Annotated in this window: 18 protein-coding genes and 1 tRNA gene; 9 read left to right on the top strand and 10 right to left on the bottom strand. The window is 71.4% G+C overall.

The window, feature by feature from the left end; translation table 11 throughout:
- Positions 1–35: 35 nt before the first annotated feature.
- From OOJ91_RS23455 to OOJ91_RS23420, 8 genes are all read left to right on the top strand, one after another.
- Positions 36–680 (top strand): class I SAM-dependent DNA methyltransferase, encoded by a 645-nt coding sequence (locus OOJ91_RS23455; protein ID WP_266248221.1) that lies wholly within the window; start codon positions 36–38, stop codon positions 678–680.
- Positions 681–765: 85 nt separating this feature from the next.
- Positions 766–1,623, top strand: coding sequence for a patatin-like phospholipase family protein (locus OOJ91_RS23450; RefSeq protein WP_266248220.1), 858 nt, complete (start codon positions 766–768; stop codon positions 1,621–1,623).
- Between the two features lie 183 nt (positions 1,624–1,806).
- Positions 1,807–2,061 carry a hypothetical protein gene (locus OOJ91_RS23445; protein ID WP_007454723.1) on the top strand — a complete coding sequence of 85 codons (255 nt, stop codon included), beginning with the start codon at positions 1,807–1,809 and terminating at the stop codon, positions 2,059–2,061.
- Positions 2,058–3,386: a type VII secretion integral membrane protein EccD gene (gene eccD, locus OOJ91_RS23440; RefSeq protein WP_266248218.1), complete on the top strand. Its 1,329-nt coding sequence runs from the start codon at positions 2,058–2,060 to the stop codon at positions 3,384–3,386. Before OOJ91_RS23445 ends, eccD begins: the two co-directional genes overlap by 4 nt.
- Before the next feature lie 16 nt (positions 3,387–3,402).
- Entirely contained in the window at positions 3,403–4,371 is a 969-nt protein-coding gene (locus tag OOJ91_RS23435) for a MinD/ParA family ATP-binding protein (RefSeq protein WP_266248216.1), read from the top strand.
- Between the two features lie 14 nt (positions 4,372–4,385).
- Positions 4,386–8,345 (top strand): type VII secretion protein EccCa, encoded by a 3,960-nt coding sequence (eccCa, locus tag OOJ91_RS23430; RefSeq protein ID WP_266248215.1) that lies wholly within the window; start codon positions 4,386–4,388, stop codon positions 8,343–8,345.
- On the top strand, positions 8,345–8,704 hold the full coding sequence (locus OOJ91_RS23425) for a hypothetical protein (protein ID WP_266248214.1): 360 nt from the start codon (positions 8,345–8,347) through the stop codon (positions 8,702–8,704). Before eccCa ends, OOJ91_RS23425 begins: the two co-directional genes overlap by 1 nt.
- Positions 8,689–9,654, top strand: a complete 966-nt coding sequence (locus tag OOJ91_RS23420) for a DUF6177 family protein (RefSeq protein ID WP_266248213.1) — start codon at positions 8,689–8,691, stop codon at positions 9,652–9,654. The genes OOJ91_RS23425 and OOJ91_RS23420 overlap by 16 nt, the downstream gene beginning before the upstream one ends.
- Positions 9,655–9,879: 225 nt before the next feature.
- Here the strand turns inward: OOJ91_RS23420 and OOJ91_RS23415 are convergent, their stop codons facing one another.
- The 6 genes from OOJ91_RS23415 to OOJ91_RS23390 form a co-directional block, all read right to left on the bottom strand.
- Entirely contained in the window at positions 9,880–10,575 is a 696-nt protein-coding gene (locus tag OOJ91_RS23415) for a hypothetical protein (protein ID WP_266248212.1), read from the bottom strand.
- Entirely contained in the window at positions 10,572–12,665 is a 2,094-nt protein-coding gene (locus tag OOJ91_RS23410) for a hypothetical protein (protein ID WP_266248211.1), read from the bottom strand. The genes OOJ91_RS23415 and OOJ91_RS23410 overlap by 4 nt, the downstream gene beginning before the upstream one ends.
- A 194-nt stretch (positions 12,666–12,859) precedes the next feature.
- Positions 12,860–13,219 carry a DUF6507 family protein gene (locus tag OOJ91_RS23405; protein WP_266248210.1) on the bottom strand — a complete coding sequence of 120 codons (360 nt, stop codon included), beginning with the start codon at positions 13,217–13,219 and terminating at the stop codon, positions 12,860–12,862.
- Between the two features lie 37 nt (positions 13,220–13,256).
- Positions 13,257–13,562: a pore-forming ESAT-6 family protein gene (locus OOJ91_RS23400; RefSeq protein WP_266248209.1), complete on the bottom strand. Its 306-nt coding sequence runs from the start codon at positions 13,560–13,562 to the stop codon at positions 13,257–13,259.
- Between the two features lie 19 nt (positions 13,563–13,581).
- Complete coding sequence (locus OOJ91_RS23395) at positions 13,582–13,917, bottom strand: hypothetical protein (protein WP_266248208.1); 336 nt, start codon at positions 13,915–13,917, stop codon at positions 13,582–13,584.
- A 345-nt stretch (positions 13,918–14,262) separates the two neighbouring features.
- Positions 14,263–14,336, bottom strand: a tRNA-Thr gene (locus OOJ91_RS23390).
- Positions 14,337–14,480: 144 nt separating this feature from the next.
- Here OOJ91_RS23390 and OOJ91_RS23385 point away from each other — a divergent pair.
- Positions 14,481–16,217, top strand: coding sequence for a metallophosphoesterase family protein (locus OOJ91_RS23385; RefSeq protein ID WP_266248207.1), 1,737 nt, complete (start codon positions 14,481–14,483; stop codon positions 16,215–16,217).
- Positions 16,218–16,342: 125 nt separating this feature from the next.
- Here OOJ91_RS23385 and OOJ91_RS23380 read toward each other — a convergent pair whose 3' ends face one another.
- The 4 genes from OOJ91_RS23380 to OOJ91_RS23365 all read right to left on the bottom strand — a co-directional run bounded on the left by OOJ91_RS23380 (position 16,343) and on the right by OOJ91_RS23365 (position 18,784).
- Complete coding sequence (locus tag OOJ91_RS23380; protein ID WP_266248205.1) at positions 16,343–17,182, bottom strand: PSP1 domain-containing protein; 840 nt, start codon at positions 17,180–17,182, stop codon at positions 16,343–16,345.
- 285 nt (positions 17,183–17,467) lie between these two features.
- Positions 17,468–18,148 carry a hypothetical protein gene (locus OOJ91_RS23375; RefSeq protein WP_266248203.1) on the bottom strand — a complete coding sequence of 227 codons (681 nt, stop codon included), beginning with the start codon at positions 18,146–18,148 and terminating at the stop codon, positions 17,468–17,470.
- The gene (locus OOJ91_RS23370) at positions 18,148–18,453 is read right to left on the bottom strand and encodes a hypothetical protein (protein WP_266248202.1); all 306 of its coding nucleotides are present in this window, start codon (positions 18,451–18,453) and stop codon (positions 18,148–18,150) included. The genes OOJ91_RS23375 and OOJ91_RS23370 overlap by 1 nt, the downstream gene beginning before the upstream one ends.
- Before the next feature lies 1 nt (position 18,454).
- Positions 18,455–18,784, bottom strand: a complete 330-nt coding sequence (locus OOJ91_RS23365) for a YbaB/EbfC family nucleoid-associated protein (RefSeq protein WP_007454690.1) — start codon at positions 18,782–18,784, stop codon at positions 18,455–18,457.
- Positions 18,785–18,796 lie beyond the last annotated feature (12 nt).

Genomic DNA, 18,796 nt, shown 5'->3' with positions numbered 1-18,796 from the left:
GGGCGTCGGTGACCTCGTCCTCTAGCGTGGCCGCCATGAACGGCGACCACTGGTTGGCAGACACCCGCACCTCCTACGACACGGTCGCGGTCAGTTACGCGCACCTGGTCCGTGACTTCCTGGCGCAGGCACCCTACGAACGCGGGGCTCTGGCGGTGTTCGCCGACCTCGTACGCGCAAGGGGTGGTGGCCCGGTCGCGGACGTGGGCTGCGGGCCGGGTCGCATCACGGCACACCTGAACGAACTGGGCGTCGACGCCTTCGGGATCGACCTCTCTCCCGGGATGATCGCGGTGGCCCGCCGCGACCACCCCGACCTGAGGTTCGAGGTCGGCTCCATGACCGATCTCGACCTGCCCGACGGCTCGGTGGCCGGCCTGGTCGCCTGGTATTCGCTCATCCACATCCCCGACGAGCGGCTCGGCCAGGTCCTGGCGCACTTCCGGCGGGTGGTACGCCCCGGAGGCCCGCTGCTGGTCGGCTACCACGTGGGCGACGAGACGACGCTCAAGACCGAGGGGTACGGCGGCCTCCCGATGAAGCTCCACGTGCACCGCCGCCGGCCGGCCCAGGTCGCGACCTGGCTGCACGACAACGGATTCACTGTCGAGGCCGAGATGACAGTCACCTCGCCCGAGAGCAAGCTCGGCGGCATCACCTTCGGGCGACGAGAGCCCTGATCCCCAGTTGTCAGCCCTCCGCCACCCCTGCTAGCTTGAACTGCGAACAGCGTTAGCAGTTATCCGGACGGGAAAGAAGGCACTGATGGCGGACGACGCGCGGCCCGTCTGGGTCCTCGGTGGCGGTGGCGTCGTCGGTATCGCCTGGGAGGTGGGCGTCCTCACGGGACTCGCGGACGAGGGGGTGACCGTGGCCCCGGACGCGGTGGTCATCGGTACGAGCGCCGGCGCCGTGGTGGGCGCCCAGGTCGCCAGCGGGACACCCCTGGCCGAGCTGTACGAGCGCCAGCGCCGCGGTGTGGCCCACGAGACCGCGCCCGCGCTGGGCCTGCTCGCCCTCCTGCGGCTCGCACGGGCGCAGTTGTTCGTCCGCGACCCAGAGCAGGCCGCTCGCCGTCTCGGCCGACTCGCCCTCTCGTCGCGCATTGACGACCCGTCGCGGCAGCGCCGGATCGCGGAGGCCCGGCTGCCGGACCACACCTGGAGGGACACCGACCTCCGCATCACCGCGGTCGACGTCGACTCGGGCGCTCTCCGCGTCTTCACGCGGCGCGACGGCACACCCCTCCTGGATGCCGTCGCCGCGAGCTGCGCCATGCCGCAGTCCGCCGCACCGGTGTCCGTCGGCGGTCGCCGCTACATGGACGGCGGCATGCGGTCCGCACTCAATCTCGACCTCGCGCCCGGAAACGGTCCGGTGATCGCCCTCGCGCCCAGCACCGCCGCCATCGGCCCCTGGGCCCGCATCGAGAGGCAGCGGGCCGCGCTGGACGCCGGTCGCCGGGTCGAGCTGCTGACACGCGACCCGGCGTCCAAGCGGGCTCAGGGAACGAGCGTGATGGACAGGTCCGTCGTGCCCGCGCTCGTGGCCGCCGGGCGGGACCAGGGCCGACACGAGGCGCCGCGCGTGGCCGCCGCGCTCGCGACGACCGGCCACCCGTAGGCCGCCCGGCCACGCCACCGCCGAGGTCCACCAACGACGGCGACCGGCGGCCCGACGGCCCCGGACCGGGTGTACGTGCGACCCGACAAGTTGATCACCATCAGTGCGCCGTCGCACCGGGCCGACCCGACACCGCGATTTCACGCCCCCGATCGAATTAGCGGCCGTGGATAGAATCGAGCCGTGGCCCGGGAATTCGACACTCAGCTCATCGAGTCCGTCGCGGTTCGCCGCGCCCGGATGCGTGAGCTGCTGCTGTGGGGCCGGCAGCGCCGGGTCCGCGCCACGGGCGACGGGTTCAGGTGGCTGCGCACCGGTCTCGTACTGGCGGCGGTGGCCTGCGCCGTCTGTGTGGGCTGGTCCTTCCTGCAGAACGTCGTCGCCGAGCAGCAGAAGGCACGCAACCCGGCACCGACCCAACCAGCGGGTCCACGATGACGCAACCGCAGACCCTCGCCTCCGCGGGTCACCTCAGTCGGGTGACCCTGGCCGGTCCACACCGACGCATCGACCTCGTGCTGCCCGCCGACGAGCCGCTCGGCCTGCTGCTGCCCGAGGTCGTCGCCCTGGTCGGTCACCCGCCCACGGACGACTCGCGGGGCTACCAGATCAGCACCCTCGACGGCACGGTGCTCGACCCGGCCGGCAGCCTCCGGCAGGCCGCCGTCCCCGACGGCGCGTTGTTACGGGTCGACCCGATCTCCGAGGCGCCACCGGCGGCGATCGTCCACGACGTCTCCGACGAGGTCGGCGACGATCTCAATCGCCGGCACGGCCGGTGGGGCGACGCCGCACGGACGTGGACCGCCACCGCGGCCTGCCTGGTCGCCGCCACGGTGGCGGCGCTGCTCGCCGGCCCGCACCTCGGGCCCGCCGTGGTCAGCGTCGTCGGCGGCGCGGTCGCCCTGTCCGGCCTCTTCGTCGGGATGACGGGCAGACGGACCATCGGGGTGGCGGTGCTGCTGAGCGGCGCCGCGATGGTGCTGACCACCGTGCCCGGCTGGACGGACGCCCCTACCCCCCGCTGGGCACTGTGGGCCGTCGGGATCGGCTGCGCCGTCCTCGCCCTGGGTGCCGTGACGGGCAACGGGCGTGCCGGCGTCCTCGGCGGCGGCACGATCCTGCTTCTGGCCGCGGGCTGGAGCGTGCCGCTGCTGCTCGGCATGCCCGCCGAGCGGGTCGCGGCGGTGCTGGCGATCGCGTCGGTGGGCGTGCTGGGGCTGCTGCCACGGATCGCGATGATCGCGTCGGGCCTCACCCGTCTCGACGACCGACGCAGCAACGACGAGACGGTGAGCCGCGTATCGGTCCAGGCCGCAGTCGACTCCGCGCACCGCGGGCTGGCCATCGCGGCAATCGCGGCGGCGACGTCGGCGACGCTCGCCGGGCTCATCCTCGCGTCGGCACCGGGCCCGTGGAGGCTGGCGCTGGCAGCCCTGGTGGGCGGGGCCCTGCTGCTGCGGATGCGCGCCTTCCCGCTGGCGGCGGAGGTGGTGGCGCTGGTGACCGGCGCGCTGACCATCACGGGCGGCCTGCTGATGTGCTGGATACGGGAAAGGCCCGACACGTGGTGGGCCACAGCGGTGGCAGCACTCGGCGTCTGTGCGGTGGCCCTGGCGATCCTGGCGTACCGGCCACCGCCACACGTCCTGGCACGAGGCCGGCAGGTCGCCGATCGCGTCGAGGCCCTGACCGTGCTGGCGCTGGTCCCCGTGGCCGTCGGGGTGTTCGGGCTCTACTCGCGACTTCTCGACACCTTCTGATGACTGAGGCGGTGGCATGAGCGCTCCACCGGTGCCCGGCCCGGCACCGCCACTTCCGGCACCGCCGCGCACCCCGCCGCCGGCCGGCACGCCCACGTCGGAGCCGGACGAGCTGCCGATCGGGCGTCGGCCTCCCTTCGGCGACTCCGCGCTCCGGCGTACGTGGCGCAGCGCCAGCCGGATGTTCGCCAGCGGCCGGCAGACGCGAGAACTCGTCGACCTCGCCGCCGAGGTGCAGGCACCCGTACACACCGGCCGGCGGATCGCTGTGGCTTCCGTGCAGGGTGGCGCGGGGAAGACCACGGTCGCCGCGCTGCTGGCGTCGGTGTTCGCCGCGCGGCGTGCCGATCCGGTGCTCGCAGCCGATGCCGACCCGTACGAGGGCTCGCTGACCTGGCGGCTCGGCGCCCCGAGCGAGCCGTCGCTGCAACGACTGGCACCCGGTCTGCTCGCGGCCCGGGGCGGCGAGCTGCGCGACCTCGAACCACTCCTGCCACGTACCGGGACGGGCCTCTGGGTGCTGCCGAGCGGCAGCGCCGACCCGAACCTGTGCACCGCTGTCACACGCGCGCTGTCGCGCCTGTTCGCCGTCGCTGTCACCGACTGCCCGCCCGGCCTGGAGTCCCGTACACCGGCGGGGGTGATGGCCGACGCGCACGCGGTGGTGCTCGTCGCGGCGGCGACACCCGACGGGGTTCGGGGCACGTACCAGACGCTGCGCCGGATCGTCGACGACGGATACGGGTCGTGGCTGACGCGGGTGGTCGTCGTCTTGAGCGCGAGCAACCCCCACGGCCGCGCGACGCTGATCCACGGCGCCGCCCGTGAGCTGATCGAGCAGACCGGCGTACCGATGGTGGTGCTGCCCTACGACCGTCACCTGGCCGCCGGTGCGCTCATCACGCCCTCGCGGATCGGCGAGGCGACGCTCGTGGAGGCGACCCGCGCCGCCGCGTTGGCTCTGGGTCGCGCTCGGCGGATGTGACCGGAGGCCCCGACATGTCGACGCGCATGGTGCATCGCCCCGCCCGGATGGCCCGCCCGATGTCCGCCATGGATCCACTCGTGCTGGACCCACCACCGCAACTGCCCGACGGCAAGTCCGCGATGGGGCTCCAGGCGCTGCTGCCCATGGCCGGCGCGGGTGTGGCGATGAGCATGATGATGTTCCTGCGCGGCTCCGGATTCGCGGCTCTGGGCGCGGTCGTCATGGTGGCGGCCCTGGGCGCCGCCGGGGCGATGTACCTCACCCAGCTGGGTAAGGCCGGCCGGCAGCGCCGGGCGCAGCGTGAGCGCTACCAGGACTACCTGGAGGAACTACGCGACCAGTTGCGCGACACCGAGCAGCGTCTGCGGGAGGAGGCGAACCTCCTCGACCCGCCGGTGAACCGGCTGCTCGACGTGATCCGCAGCCCGGCCCGACTGTGGGAACGCCGACGCGCCGACATCGACTTCCTGCACGTACGGCTGGGCATGGGCTCGCTACCCGTCCGGACGCTCGAGCTGCGCGAGCAGAGCACCCCCACCAATCCCCTCGATCCGTTCATGCGCCACGAGGCGCGCTCCCTGATCCACCGATACGCGCTGACACCCGGGCTGCCGCTGCGAGCGAACCTGGACTGCGCCGGGGATGTCAGCGTGATAACGCCGAACTACACCGAGGCGGTCGCCCTGGCCCGGGCGATCCTCGTGCAGGTCGCCACCTTCCACGCTCCCGACGACGTGCAGCTCGCGATCATCACCAGCCCCGAGCGAGCCCGGGCCTGGCGGTGGGCACGGTGGCTGCCACATCTGCTCGACCGGACGTCGATCGGCCCGTCCGGCCCGACCCCGCTGCTGGTCACCGCCGCGCAGACGCTCGTCGAACTGCTCGGCGAGGATCTGGAGGAACGGACCACAAGCGCGCTCAAGTCGTTCCGGCACGGTGTCGGGCGTACGGAGGCGAAGGCCCGGTCGCGGCTGGTGGTCATCGACGACGCCCACGGTGAACTAGCCCGCGTACTGGCCAGCCCCGACCAGACGGTCGGTCTGGCCAGCCTCGGCATCACCGTGGTGCACCTGCTCGCCGACCGGCTGCACGAACCGGGCGACATCTCCCGCCGGATCACCATCGACGGCGACTCGCTCACCCTGGAGGATCTCACCGCGTCCCCGGCGGTGACCGTACGTGGCAACCTCGACGAGGCGCCGGCCCCACTGGTGGAGGGTCTGGCCCGCAGCATCGCGCCGCTGCGGCTGTCCGCCGACTCCTACGACGACGGCACCGGCACGCCACCGGCCGACTTCCAGGACCTGTTGGGCCTGTCCGACCCCACCGACCTGGATCTGGCCCACCTCTGGCGGCCGCGGGGAGAGCGGGACTTCCTCCGCGTCCCGATCGGGGTCGACCCGGCGGGGCGCCCGGTGCTGCTCGACCTGAAGGAGCCCGCACAACTCGGGATGGGGCCGCACGGGCTCTGCGTCGGGGCGACCGGTTCGGGCAAGAGCGAACTGCTGCGTACGCTCGTGCTCGCCCTGGCGGCGAGTCACCCGCCGGAACGGATGGCGATGGTCCTCGTCGACTACAAGGGCGGGGCCACCTTCGCGCCGTTCAGCGAACTGCCGCACCTGGCCGGTCTGATCACCAACCTGGTCGCCGACGCGGCGCTCGTGGAGCGGATGTACACGAGCCTCGACGGCGAGGTGCAGCGCCGCCAGCAGGTGCTCGCCGACGCCGGCAGGGTCACCGACATCACCGAGTACCACATGCTCCGCGCTGCCCAGGGCGAGCGCACCGACCTGCCCCCGCTGCCCCACCTCCTCGTGCTCATCGACGAGTTCGGTGAGCTGCTCGCCGCCAAGTCGGAGTTCATCGACCTGTTCCTGCGGATCGGGCGGATCGGGCGGTCGATCGGCGTGCACCTGCTGCTGTCGAGCCAGCGCGTCGAACAGGGCAAGATGCGCGGCCTGGAGAACTATCTCGCCTACCGGATCGGCCTTCGTACGCTCACCGAGATGGAGTCGCGCACCGTCCTCGACACTGTCGACGCGTTCCACCTGCCGCCGCTGCCCGGCAACGGCTACCTGAAGGTCGACGTGTCGATCTACCAGCGGTTCAAGGCCGCGTACGTCTCCGGCCCGCTCAGCAACGGCGCGGACGCCGAACTCGCCCCGATCGTCGGGCCAATGGCGAAGCCGATGCCGTTGTTCGGCACGGCGCGCACCGAGGTCGACGAGAGCGTGCCCGAGGAGCCGAAGGCGACCCGCCGCACCACCGGGCCGACCCTGCTGTCGACAGTGGTGGGGCAGATGGCGGCGAGCGGGCAGCGGGTCACGGCGATCTGGTTGCCTCCCCTGCCACCCCTGCTCACCCTCGACGAGGCTGGCGGTGGGGTGGTCACCACGCCGGAGGGCGTACGGCTGGGAGACCGGTCGCGCTCCGGCGTCGGATTGCCGGTTCCGCTGGGCCGTCTCGACGATCCGGCCCGTCAGTGGCAGGGCCCCTGGGTGCTGAACCTCGCCGGGAGCGGCGGCAACCTGCTCGTCCTCGGCGGGCCCGGCAGCGGCAAGACCACCGTGCTGCGTACCCTCGCGCTCGGCCTGGCCACCACCCATCGCCCCACCGACGTCGGCATCTACGGCATCGACCTGCTCGGAAACGGCCTGGCGGGGCTCGCCGGGCTCCCGCACGTCGGCGGCGTCGCCAGCCGCGAGGACCGCGAACGCGTCCGCCGCGTCGTCGACGAGGTGCACGCGATGCTCGCCCAGCGGCAACGCATCTTCAGCCGCCACCAGTTCGACACGGTCGAGGACCTGCGGCACGCCGACGAGAGCGTGCGCACCGAGGTCGGCTGCGTCGACGTGGTGTTGCTGATCGACGGGTACGGCCAGCTCAACGCCGAGTTCGAGAGTCTGGAGACCAAGGTGCACGGCCTGCTCGCCAGGGGCGGCCGCTACGGCATCCACGTGATCGGTACCGCCCGGCGGTGGAACGAGGTGCGTGCCGCGCAGCAGGTCGCCTTCGCCAACCGGGTCGAGTTGCGGCTCACCGAGCCCGCGGAGTCGAGCATCGACGGCCGGCAGGCCCGAGGTGTCCCACCCGACCAGCCTGGACGGGCTCTCACCAGCGAGAAGCTGTTCGCCCAGGTCGCGCTGCCCCGCCTGGACGGAATCCCGGACCCGGGCAACGCCGGTCTGATCGCCGCCACCCGGCTGGTGCGAGCAGCCTGGACGGGGGCGCTGCCGCCACCAGTCCGGGTCCTGCCCGCCGTGCTCCCCGTGGCCGACCTCGCCGACGCCCCCGCCGGCCACGGAGTGGTTCCCTTCGGTCGCTACGAGAGTGACTTCGCCCCCGCCGTCGTCGACCTGTTCGGCCGCGACCAGCACCTCCTCGTCCTCGGGGACCCCCGGACCGGAAAGACGAACCTGCTGCGGCTGGTCGCCGAGGAGCTGATGGGGCAGTACACGTCCGAGGAACTGGTGTTCGCCGTGTTCGACCCCCGCCGCGCACTCGCCGACGTGGTGCCCGACTCCTACTGCGGCGGATACGCCCCGAACTCGACGCTCGCCCAGCAACTGTCGAGGGCGGTGGGCGACGAGCTGGCGAAACGGCAGTCGTCCGAGGCGGCGCGCACCCGGATCGTGCTGCTCATCGACGACTACGACATCCTTGCCGCGTCCGCCACGCAGCCGCTCGGCGCGCTGGTCCCACACGTGGCGTCCGGTCGGGACACCGGGCTGCACGTCGTGATGGCCCGGCGGGTGGCCGGCGCCTCGCGCGGCCTGTTCGAGCCGTTCCCGCTTGCCGTGCGCGAGGCGGGCTGCCTGAGCCTGCTCATGTCCGGCGACCGGACGGAGGGTCAACTGTTCTCGGGCGTACGGCCGATGGTCCTGCCGACCGGCCGCGCGCAACTGATCCGCCCCGGCGACGGCCCCCGCATGGTGCAGACCGCGTACACCGGCCAGACGAAGGAGGACTGATGACATTCGATGCGGTGGCGCTGTGCCGCGCCGAGCCCGATGCCGCCGCGATGCTCGGCGCCCTGATCGCGGCCGGCTCCGAGCTGAAGATGGACACGATCGAGGCGGCGGGGCTGGTGCAGCTGTTCGACCCGGGCGACGGACGTCTGCTCCTGAGCGTCGAGACCGCCCGTCTGGTGCGCGTTCCCGGCGAGGCGCAACGGCTGCTGGGCCTCGCCCCCGCCGACGACGTGCCCGAGCCGGTGTGGTGGGTGGAGAGCCGGGCACCGGGTGCCGACCCGCAGGCCGCGGAGGTGGCCCGCCGGTTCACCGCCGCACTGGTCGAGATCACGGGAGGGCTGACATGGATGAGCCGATGAACGGCGCGACCGACACGATCACCGACCGGGCCGTCGTCCTCCACCAGGACCGCGCGGTGGTCGGCCTGGCACCCTGGCTCGCCGAAGCCGCAGTCGACGCGGTACGCGATGGACTGCTGCTCCAGGTCGTCACGCCTGCGGACGGCGTCATCACGTACCCGTTGGAGATGATGCTCGCCCAGGCACAGGGGCAGTGGGTGGTGCGGACGGGCGACAGGTACCGCGACGGGCTCACCGGCCTTCCGTTGCGCTGGGACGGTCACCGCTTCGCCGGTGCCGATGCCTCCCAGCCCGCCGGTTCGCCACCTGACGACGCACCCTGGACGGGCGGCCTGGAAATCCAGATCGTCACCCTGCACCCCGCCACCGAGGCCCTGCGACTGGGTGCCAGCACCGAAGCCGCAGTCCGTGCACTCACCGGCGGCGACCCGGCCGGGTGGGGCGTCGCCGAACCGGTCACCGAGCCGTGGTCACGCCACGACCTCACGGCCTTCTGTCGAACGCGCGCACCCGCCCCCACCAGCCTGACCATCGTCGGCGGCGAGCGCACCTCCCCCACCCTGGGGGTGCTGACGGTCGAGCGGGTCGACGTCGGCCTCCGCGAACAACTCCGGCTGGCCGGCCCTCCCCTGTCCACCGTCGAGGAGACGGCGGTCGAGGGGCTCGCCGAGAAGCTGGCCGGCACCGCCCGCAGCATGATCGTGACCGTGCACCCGGGCCGATCCGGCGGGCTGCGGTCGAGCACGCCGAGCATGCCGGCGCTGCCGTGGGGCATTCTGGTCGGCCACCAGGAGAGCCCCGTCGAGTCTGCGCAGGATGTGGTCATGGGTCGCCCGTTGGGGCGGGGCGCCCGACGCGCGTGGTGGTATCGACTGGACGGCGGCCCCGGCGCGCCGTACGAGATGCTCGGCGCGGTGATGCGTCGCTACGGCCTGAACGTCCCCCGCTAGATCCGCTCGTGTGGGCGGTCGGGGTCGCCCGTCTCGTAGGGGCGGCTCCCCGTCTGACGAACCAACGTTCGCTCTCCGCCTCGGCCATCCGGTGTGCCTGACAAGTCCCCACCGCCCGGGCAGACTGGCACTCGACGAGCATCGTGGTATCGACTGGGCGGCGACCCGATACCCGGTACGAAACACGCTCGGCGCGGTGCTACGCCGCCAGGGCTTGAACGTCCCCTAGATCGGCTCGTGTTGGCGGTCGATGAACGAGCTCACGCTCTCCGCTTCGGCGCGGGTCTTCTCGTGCAGGCCCGCATCGCTCGCCAACCGATCGAAGTAGCCCTTCTCCTCGGGCCCGCCGAGATCCAGAATCGTCGGGACGGTGACGATCGTAAGGCGCCACTGCAAGCGAGGTGTCGCCTCCTTGAGCAGGTCGACCACCCGGGCACGTTCCACATCGTCCAGATGATCAGGGCCCACGCTGCGGAACCAGCGGACCAGACTCTCCGTCGCTCCTTGGATAATGAAGAAGACCCACGATCGACCAATGCTGTCGATGACCTCGTCCGGTGGCGTCGTCCACGTGACGCCGAAGACATCCTCCGAGTCCAGGTAAGCCTCGGTCCAGTCGCGCACCCTCTCGGGCGTGACATCGGCAAGGGTCGGCATCGACTGCTTGAGCCGTGCGTACAGGATGAACCAGTAGTCGTCGAAGAACGCCTTGGGAAGCCCCCAGTCCGTCTCGTCGCCGTAACGGTCCCGGACGTCCACCAGGTAGGCGAGGCACGTCTCCAACGCCCGTAGGGCTTCGGCCCGCTGCTGCGGGCCGGGCAGCAGCTCGCGCGTCGCCTTGCCGCGCTCGACGGGATCCGCCAGCCGCCATGGAATTGGCACGGCGGCCAGAAGTTCGTGGGAAACCCAGGGACCGGTCACAGAAAATCAACTCCGTAGGGCCTGAGGAAGTCACGTGCCGCGTCGAGGTTCGGCAGGTGCTCGCCGAACCACACCGCCGGCTTGCGCATCGGATGCGCCGGGTCGGCCGCGGCCCGCTCCACCGCCTCGTGCAGCGCGGTCAACTGCTGCGGGGTTAAGGTACGCCCGCCGATGGTAATCGGTACGTTCTGGTCGGCGAGTCGTTCGATCGCCAGCTGCGGAGGATCGTTGCCAGCGCGGCTGAAAAGGCCCGTCCAGCCCTCGTCGGTGCCAACCCGGACGCTCACCTCGCGCCCCGGGGCGCCGTCACGCCAGTCGAGCATGCGCTCCAACTGTGCGGGATCGGATCGGAACTTGTTGGCCACGGTCTGGGCGGTGGCCTTGACCTCCGTCACATGGACGTTGCCGTCTGCAGTCTGGTAGACGAGATCGCTTTCGGGGATGCGACCGGTGTCGACGACCGTGCCGTTGCCCAGGTTGACCCGTTCACCAGCGACAACGTTCAGACCGATCTTGCTGCCGGGGGCCAGATCACCGCTCTGCAGCACCTCGTTCGCGGCGCGCAACTCCGTCGCCGCGCCCTCAAAGGCGGAGCGGTCCCCGCTGAGGTTGTCGAGCATGTCGCGGAAGATGTCCCCCTGCCGGTCGACGCCTCCCGCCAATCGCCCGGATTCCTGCAGGTCCATGAAGTCCCGTGCCGCCCGGTTGGCCACACCGTCCGGCAGGTCGGTACGGGCGAGCAGGTCCTGTACCTGAGTCCTGGCGGCGGGAGAGAGCCGCTCGGCCTGATCGAGGAGACGCTGCTGCTCACCCGGCGTGAGATCCCGCCCCCGATCGGGGACTCCTCCACCGGGCGTGTTCCCGTCGGGCGCATTGCCGTCCGGCAGGTTCCCACCCGGCCCATTGCCGTCCGGCAAGTTCCCACCCGGCCCATTGCCGTCCGGCAGGTTCCCACCCGGCCCATTGCCGTCCGGCAGGTTCCCACCCGGAGTCACGTCGCCCGGATGGTGGCCGCCGGGCAGGTTGCCGCCGGGGCCGTTGCCGCCGTCCATGTGCATCACGTCGCCGCCGCGAGTGTTGGGCATGTCGACCTCGAAGCCGCGGCCGACCGGCACGTCGCCGACGATCGCCGGGGCCAGCCCGAGTTGCGGAATCTTGATGTCGAACTTCTTGGCGAAGTTGATGGCCACCTCGCCGACAGTGGGCAACTTGTCGAGCCAGTTGCCGGTGCGGATCAGCGCGGCGCTGATCCGGGCGGCGGTGGCACCGCCTCGGATGCTGTTCACCGCAGCGCCCGCGCCGCGCAGACCGGAGCCGGCGCCCTTGGTGCCGACCACAGCCGAGACGATGTTGAACGTCGCCAGGCCCGCGGCCTTCGACTTGTCCTCGCCCCACGTGTCGTACGCGATGATGCTCTTGCCAGCATTGAGCAGGAGGTTGCCCGCCTCACCCTTCTCCATGAACGGCATGCCTACCGTCTGGTCGATCACGATCGTCACCGGGTTGATGTAGATCGATACGGCCCACACGAACTTGCCGAGCCCCAGCCAGGAGTCGCCGGCGGTGCCCCAACTCCACTCGCCCGTGGTCGGATCCCGGCCGATCAGCCCACCCAGGTCCTCGAGCATGGTGACGAAGCCCTCGCCGACGCCGACGAAGAACGCCCCGACGTCACCGAAGAATCCGCGGTCGTGCTCCTCGTTGCTGCCCCACGGCAGGGCTCCGTCCTCACCGGCAGCGGCGTTGAGCATGTCGGCGGTGAAGCCGTACTCGCCGTCATCGGCCTGGCCATCGGCGTTGTCGGCCCGGTACTGGCGACCGCCGTACAGCGCGTTGATCGTGTTGGCGCACTTGCGCTGCGCCTCGAAGAACGCCGCCACCTGCGTATTCACCGCGGTGATCAGGCCGTTGTGCTGGTCGACCTTGCCCTCGTCATCGCGCCAGTCCTCGTCGTCCTTCACCGAGCCGACGAACTGTTCCGCCTGGCCCTTCAGGGCCGCGAGTTGGGCCTTGATCTCCTTGACCTCGCTGGCGTACGTGGCCAGAGCTGCTCCGACGGCCTGGATGTCCTCGCCGACCGAGGCCGACACCGTGCGTACCGGGCCGGTGGCGGCGAAGAGCTGCGTCGCCTCCGGCGCCTTGTATACCGGTGCCAGCCCCTGAAAGGTGCTGTCGACAGCCTGGCCGGTGTTGGCGAAGTCGCCGCCGGTGGTACGAACCGTCTGTGCGTGGGTGGCCAACACGTCCATGTTGCCGGGGATCTGCGGAATCTCCCCCGGGTTGATCATCGGGGCACCGCCGCACGGCCCGGCCCCGGCATCGTGGCCGACGGGTCGGGCGCTGCCGCTGCGCTGCGCTGCGCGTTCGCGGCCATCTCCAGGTCACCTTCGACGTAGGCGTTCGTCGCCTGCGCCGCTGCCTGTATGCACGCCCCCGTGCGGGTGAACACGAACTCAAGATCCGTCCGAATGGACTCCACGAAGCCCTGAAGTGCCTGGCCTACGATCTCCGAACTGGACTCGGTGGCGGATCCCTCCAGCGCCGAGTTCAAGCTCGTCATCTGCCCCTCGAAAGGGGTGGCCGCGGCATGTGTGCGATTCAGGACGTCGCGCACTCCACCGGGGGAGATGTCCCAGGCGCTCACGCTCGTGCTCCCTCGTCAACAACTCGTCGGAAACGGCTCAACCGATGGACTGGACCGCCGAACGGGCCCGGGACAGCGTCGTGTTCGCCGTCTCGTCGTTCTTCGTCATGGTGGTCTTGACCAGATCGATGATCGCGCGGACCTCGCCTGCGGCGCGGTTCCACCGATCCTCGACGGTCCGGTAGTCCTCGGAGACTCCGTCGGCCTGGAAGTCGGCCATGGCTCCCGCCACGTCGGCGCTGCGCTGCGAGATCACTGCCTCCAGCCGGGCGACGATGGTGGCGAGGTCGCCCTGGACCTGCTGCGACGTGCCCGTGTCGAAACTGCGTCGGTCTGTGCTCATGACTGTCACTCCCCCCGGGTCAGCGGCTGCTCGAGAACCTGGCCGCGTCGAAGTTCGCCGTGCCCGCCGTCGACGAGGCGTTGTCCGCCATCTCGGTGTCACCCTGACCGAAGGCGGAGTCCATTCCACTCTGGCCTCCGAGAATCGCTCCCAGAGCGGAGTTGAGATCCGCGGTGATCGAATCGGCGTTGGCCTTGAACGAATCGAAGGCAACCCGTCCGGCACCGTTGAAATTGCCCTGCAACGGCTCTGCTGCGGCGATCAGCTGCTTGATCAGAGAGCCGAGATCATCGGACGACCCCTGCGTCTGCTTGGTCAGGCTGCCGAGCGTCTGTGCTCCCATGTCGAACTTCATGCCGCTCCTCCCGCACTCTCCGATCCAACGTCCCACGTCTATGCTACGAGGCCGGTGCCACAAAGCTACGCGTGAATTTGACACCTGCCGACAGCGATCGTGTCGCCCGTGACCGCCGTACCTCCGAAAGCGCCAACGACCGACGAGCCGGCCCGCGTCCGAACGCGACAAGGTTCTACGCGCGGCAGCCCTCGGGGTGCGGCATCAGCCCTGCGGGTGTCTCGGCTGGACGAGGCGGTCGCGGCACGGGATGCGGACCATTTGCGGACCGGCACGTCCGGCGGCACTGTCGTGCACCTGGGGAAACGGCGAAGCCCAGGCCAAATGACCTGGGCTTCTGTACCGAGCCGCCTGACGGAATCGAACCGTCGACCTACGCATTACGAGTGCGTCGCTCTAGCCGACTGAGCTAAGGCGGCAACGATCAGCAAGTGTACGGCACCCCTCGACCCCGGACCGAACGGGATACCCCCGAGCGCCCCGCTGGCACCAACCGGACAACAACCGACATCTGGCTGATTACCGGACGGCGCTTCGCCGGGACCGGTACTACGCTGCGGCGGGTGAGTGACGAACGCGACGATCACCAGACCCCGGCGGGCGGGCAACCCGACGGGGAGCGGGCCCCTCGCCGGCCGCGCTCCACCGATCCGCTGGAGTTGGGCTTCACCCCCCGCAAGCCGGTGCCCTGGCTGGCCCCGTTCCTGTTGATCAGCACCGGCATCCGGACGCTGCTGGCGATCCTCTTCGGCGCCTACCTCGACAAGCGCGAGTTGCAGAACGCCTTCGGCGACGGCATCTTCCGCCAGGCCGGGCCGGACGGCGGGCTCTGGCTCGACTACGTGGCCGACCTCGGTGACGGCTTCCACGCCACCTACTCCGTCGCGTACCTGCTGGCGCAGCCGGAGCTGACCGTGGACGGGCACCGGCTGCCCCGGGCGCAGACCCTGGTGATGGGCGGGGACCAGGTGTACCCGTCGGCGGCCTACGCGGAGTACGAGAACCGGTGCAAGGGGCCCTACCAGGCCGCGCTGCCGGCGACCCCGCCCGAGGCTCCCACGCTGTTCGCGGTGCCGGGCAACCATGACTGGTACGACGGCCTGACCGCTTTCCTGCGGCTGTTCGTCCGCTCCCGGGACCGTAACTTCGCCGGCTGGCGCACCGGGCAGTCCCGGTCGTACTTCGCGGTGGAGCTGCCGGCCGGCTGGTGGCTGCTGGGCGTGGACGACCAGTCCGGCTCGTACCTGGACGACCCGCAGTTGGCCTACTTCGACGAGGTCGCCCGGCGGCTCACCCCGGAGTCAAAGGTGATCATCGCGGCGCCGTCGCCGACGTGGGTCAAGGCCGCCGACGACCCCACGGCGTACGACTCGATCGACTACTTCGTCCGGACCATCATCGACCCGACCGGGGCGAAGGTGCGGCTGCTGCTCTCCGGTGACCTGCACCACTACGCCCGCTATGCCGGCCCGGACCGGCAGTTGATCACCTGTGGCGGCGGCGGGGCGTACCTGTACCCCACGCACAAGCTGCCGGAACGCATCGAGGTGCCGCCCCGGGACACGCTGGCTCGACGGGCCAGCCGCACACAGCCGTACGACCTGGTGGCCCGCTATCCGGACGCGGCCCGCTCCCGGCGCTACGGCTGGGGCATCTTCGCCCGACTGCCGTTCCGTAATCCCGGCTTCACCACGCTGCTCGGCACTCTGCACACCCTGCTGATGCTGGCCATGGCGGGCGCGACGGCGAACTGGGCCGACAGCACCAACCAGCGACTGTTCAGCGTCCCGCTGGTGCTGATGGTGCTCGTGACTGTGGTGGCGGCGGCGCTGTTCGCCAAGCCGCCAAGCGCCAGCGGCAAGCGGCATGCGCGGCACTGGATTCTCGGCGTGAGCCACGGCGTGGCCCAGGTGGCGCTGGCCGCCGGCGGCACGTGGGTCTGGTTGGCGCTGCCGTTCTACGACTGGCCGTGGCCGCTGCCGGCGGCCGCCGCGGCGGTGCTGTACGGCCCGGTCATCGGCCTGGTGGCCAGTCAGTTGGTTGCGGCGTACCTGCTGGTCGCCGGTTCGTTCGGGGTGAACGTCAACGAACTGTTCGCGGGGCAGGGCATCGAGGACTCCAAGTCGTTCCTGCGGCTGCGCATCGACCCGGACGGCACGCTCACCGTCTACCCGGTCGGGATCGACCGGGTCTCCCGCGACTGGCAGGTGAACCCCGACGACTCCCCAACGGCAAGCTGGCTGACCCCGAAAACCCCGCTGACCCCCCACCTGACGGAATCCCCGATAGTCCTGCGCTGACCCCAAGCCGCCGAGTGATCAAGAGGTTTGCGTCAGAAACCGGACCCCGGATGACGCAAACCTCTTGATCACCGCGAGTCGACCGGGGGGGGGGGGGTGGGGGTGGGGGGCGGGGTGGGGGTGGGTTAGGGGGTGTAGTGCTGGTCGTGGGCTTGGCGGGGAGCGCAGACGGAGGCGCGGGAGCAGGAGCAGCGGGAGCCGTCGGCGTCGAGGCGTACGGTCACCGCGTCGCGCGGCACGCTGTGGCCGACCACCCGACCGTCGCCCTCGGGGCTGGAGACACGGCTGCCGACGGCCGGCGCGGTCGCCTGGAAACGCTGGTACAGCGGGTGCTCGTACTTCAGGCAGCACATCAACCGGCCACACGCTCCCGAGATGCGCAGCGGATTCAGCGGCAGGTCCTGGTCCTTGGCCATCCGGATGGTCACCGGCTCGAAGTCGGTGAGGAACGTCGCGCAGCACAGGTCCCGACCGCAGGAGCCGATGCCGCCCTGGACGCGTGCCGAATCCCGTGCCGAGAGCTGCCGTAACTCGACCCGGCAGTGCAGGGTGGCGCCCAGGTCGCGGACCAGGGAACGGAAGTCCACCCGGTGCGGGGCGGTGAAGTAGACGGTGCTGCGTTCGCCGCCGCCGTCGCCGTCGCCGAGCACGTGGTCGACTGCCACCACCTTCATCGGGAGGCCGTGCGCGCGGATCAGCCGCTTCGCCGCCACCTTCGCCTCGGCCTTACGACGGCGCAGCGCCTCGTCCCGGCGCAGGTCGTCGTCGCCGGCCAAACCGACCAGCCGGGGGAAGCCGTCGGTCTCCTCGGTCACCCACTGGGCGGCCCAGACGCACTCGGCCACCTCGGGTCCGTCGTCGGTCGGCACCAGCACCCGGTCGCCCACCTGCGGGCGCAACTCGCCCGGGTCGAGGTAGTAGAGGCGCCCGTACCGGTTGAAGCTGACCGCGCAGAGCATGCCCATCCCCCCACCTTACGACGCATCACCGCAAAGGTCGCACCGACCAATCGCCGTACCGCCATTCATGACCGTCGACTCGACCCATTGCCGGGCCACCCGTCGTGCCGTTGGGCCTCGCCCGGACGGTTGATTCCGGCCTTGGGTGGGGGACAAACGCCTCCGGGCGGCGTTGAGTGGAGGCAGACCTGCGGGGGGTGCAGGGGGAAGACCACGGCGTCGCCGTGGGCGCCGACTCTGCTCGGGCGCCCGCGAGCGGCGCCGTGGCCTGTCCGGCGACCAGGCGCTCGGCTACCAGCCGACCCGGGTGGGCTGGTCGTAGCGGGGACGGCCGTCCAGCGGCGACCGCCAGGTGGACTCGGCCAGGCTCGGCGCCCACTGGCGCAGCAGTGTCTCGGCGCCGTCGTACGCGACGCACAGCACCGCCAACACGCGCGCGGCGATCTCGGCCGCGTCGGCGACACCCGGCCCGACCGGCGTCAGGCGCGTCGGCGGGCCGCTGGCGGTGGCGGCGACCACGGCCACCGCCTCGGCCGAGCGCAGCACGTCGGCGATCGTGCGGGCCAGGGCGAGGCGGCTGCCCTCCACCCAGTCGGCGAGCGCGTCCGCGTACCCGGCGGTGGAGTCCAGTCGACCGACCAGGCTCTCCGGGCCCTCGTCGAGATGACGCAGCAGGGCGGCGCGCTCCTGCCCGTACGCCGAGGCGGCCGGGCCGGACCAGAGCACCGGGTCGGTGAGGGCCGCGCCGACGTCGTCGTACCCCCGGACGAGCCGGCGGACGGCGTGCCCGGCGCTGACGAGCGGCGCCGGGTGGAGGTCGAGGAAGCCGCGGACGGCGTCACCCGGCAGCACCTGCATCCGGCGCAGCAGAGGCCAGACCCGGTGCCCCTCGGGGACGCCGGCCGCGAGCAACGCGTCCACCCGGTGGAGCAGGTCGAGGCCCGGTTCGGCGAGCCGATCAAGTGGGTCCATCACGCCTCCCCGATGATCCGGCGGCGGGCGGCGCGGTCGACCTCGGCGTACCTGTCGGCGGCCTCCCGGACCGCCGAGGCGGCCGCGGCGAGCCGCCCGGCAGCGGCCCGTGCCTCGCGGGCCCGGTCGTCGGTGGCGGCGGTCCACTGGCGGTGCAGCGCGCGACCGATCTCGCCGGGGCGGCCCGGGGCGTCCGCGCCGAACGCGGCGTGGGCGGGGTCGCTGGCGGTGACCGTGTGGGACAGGGTGGTGAGCGTGGCGCTCGCCTCGTCGAGACGGGCGGAGAGCGCGCGCAGTGCGTCCATGTCAGGCCCCCGCGAGCGGTCGGTAGGCGGCGAAGGTCTCGTTGTGCAGCTTCTCCCGGGCCCATTCGGCGGCGTCGGCCGCCGCGGTGACGGCGGCCTGCACCGAGCCGGCCACGTCCCGTGGGCTGCGGGTGTGCAGCGGCCCGAGGAACCGGACGTCGGTGATCCGCCCCCCGGCGGTGACCACCACCTCGACCAACCCGTCCGGCGACCGGACGGTGACCTCGACTGTCGACACGGCCTGGTCGAACTCGGCCTGCAGCGATTCGATACGGCGGTAGCGCCGCACCGCCTCCTCGATCCAGGCCTCGTCGATCTCCCCCCGCGGCATCGGCGACTCCTC

It is taken from the genome of Micromonospora lupini (assembly GCF_026342015.1).
GTDB classification, from domain to species: domain Bacteria; phylum Actinomycetota; class Actinomycetes; order Mycobacteriales; family Micromonosporaceae; genus Micromonospora; species Micromonospora lupini_B.
The sequence above is the reverse complement of the archived record's forward strand: the minus strand, read 5'-3'. Positions and strand labels throughout refer to the sequence as shown.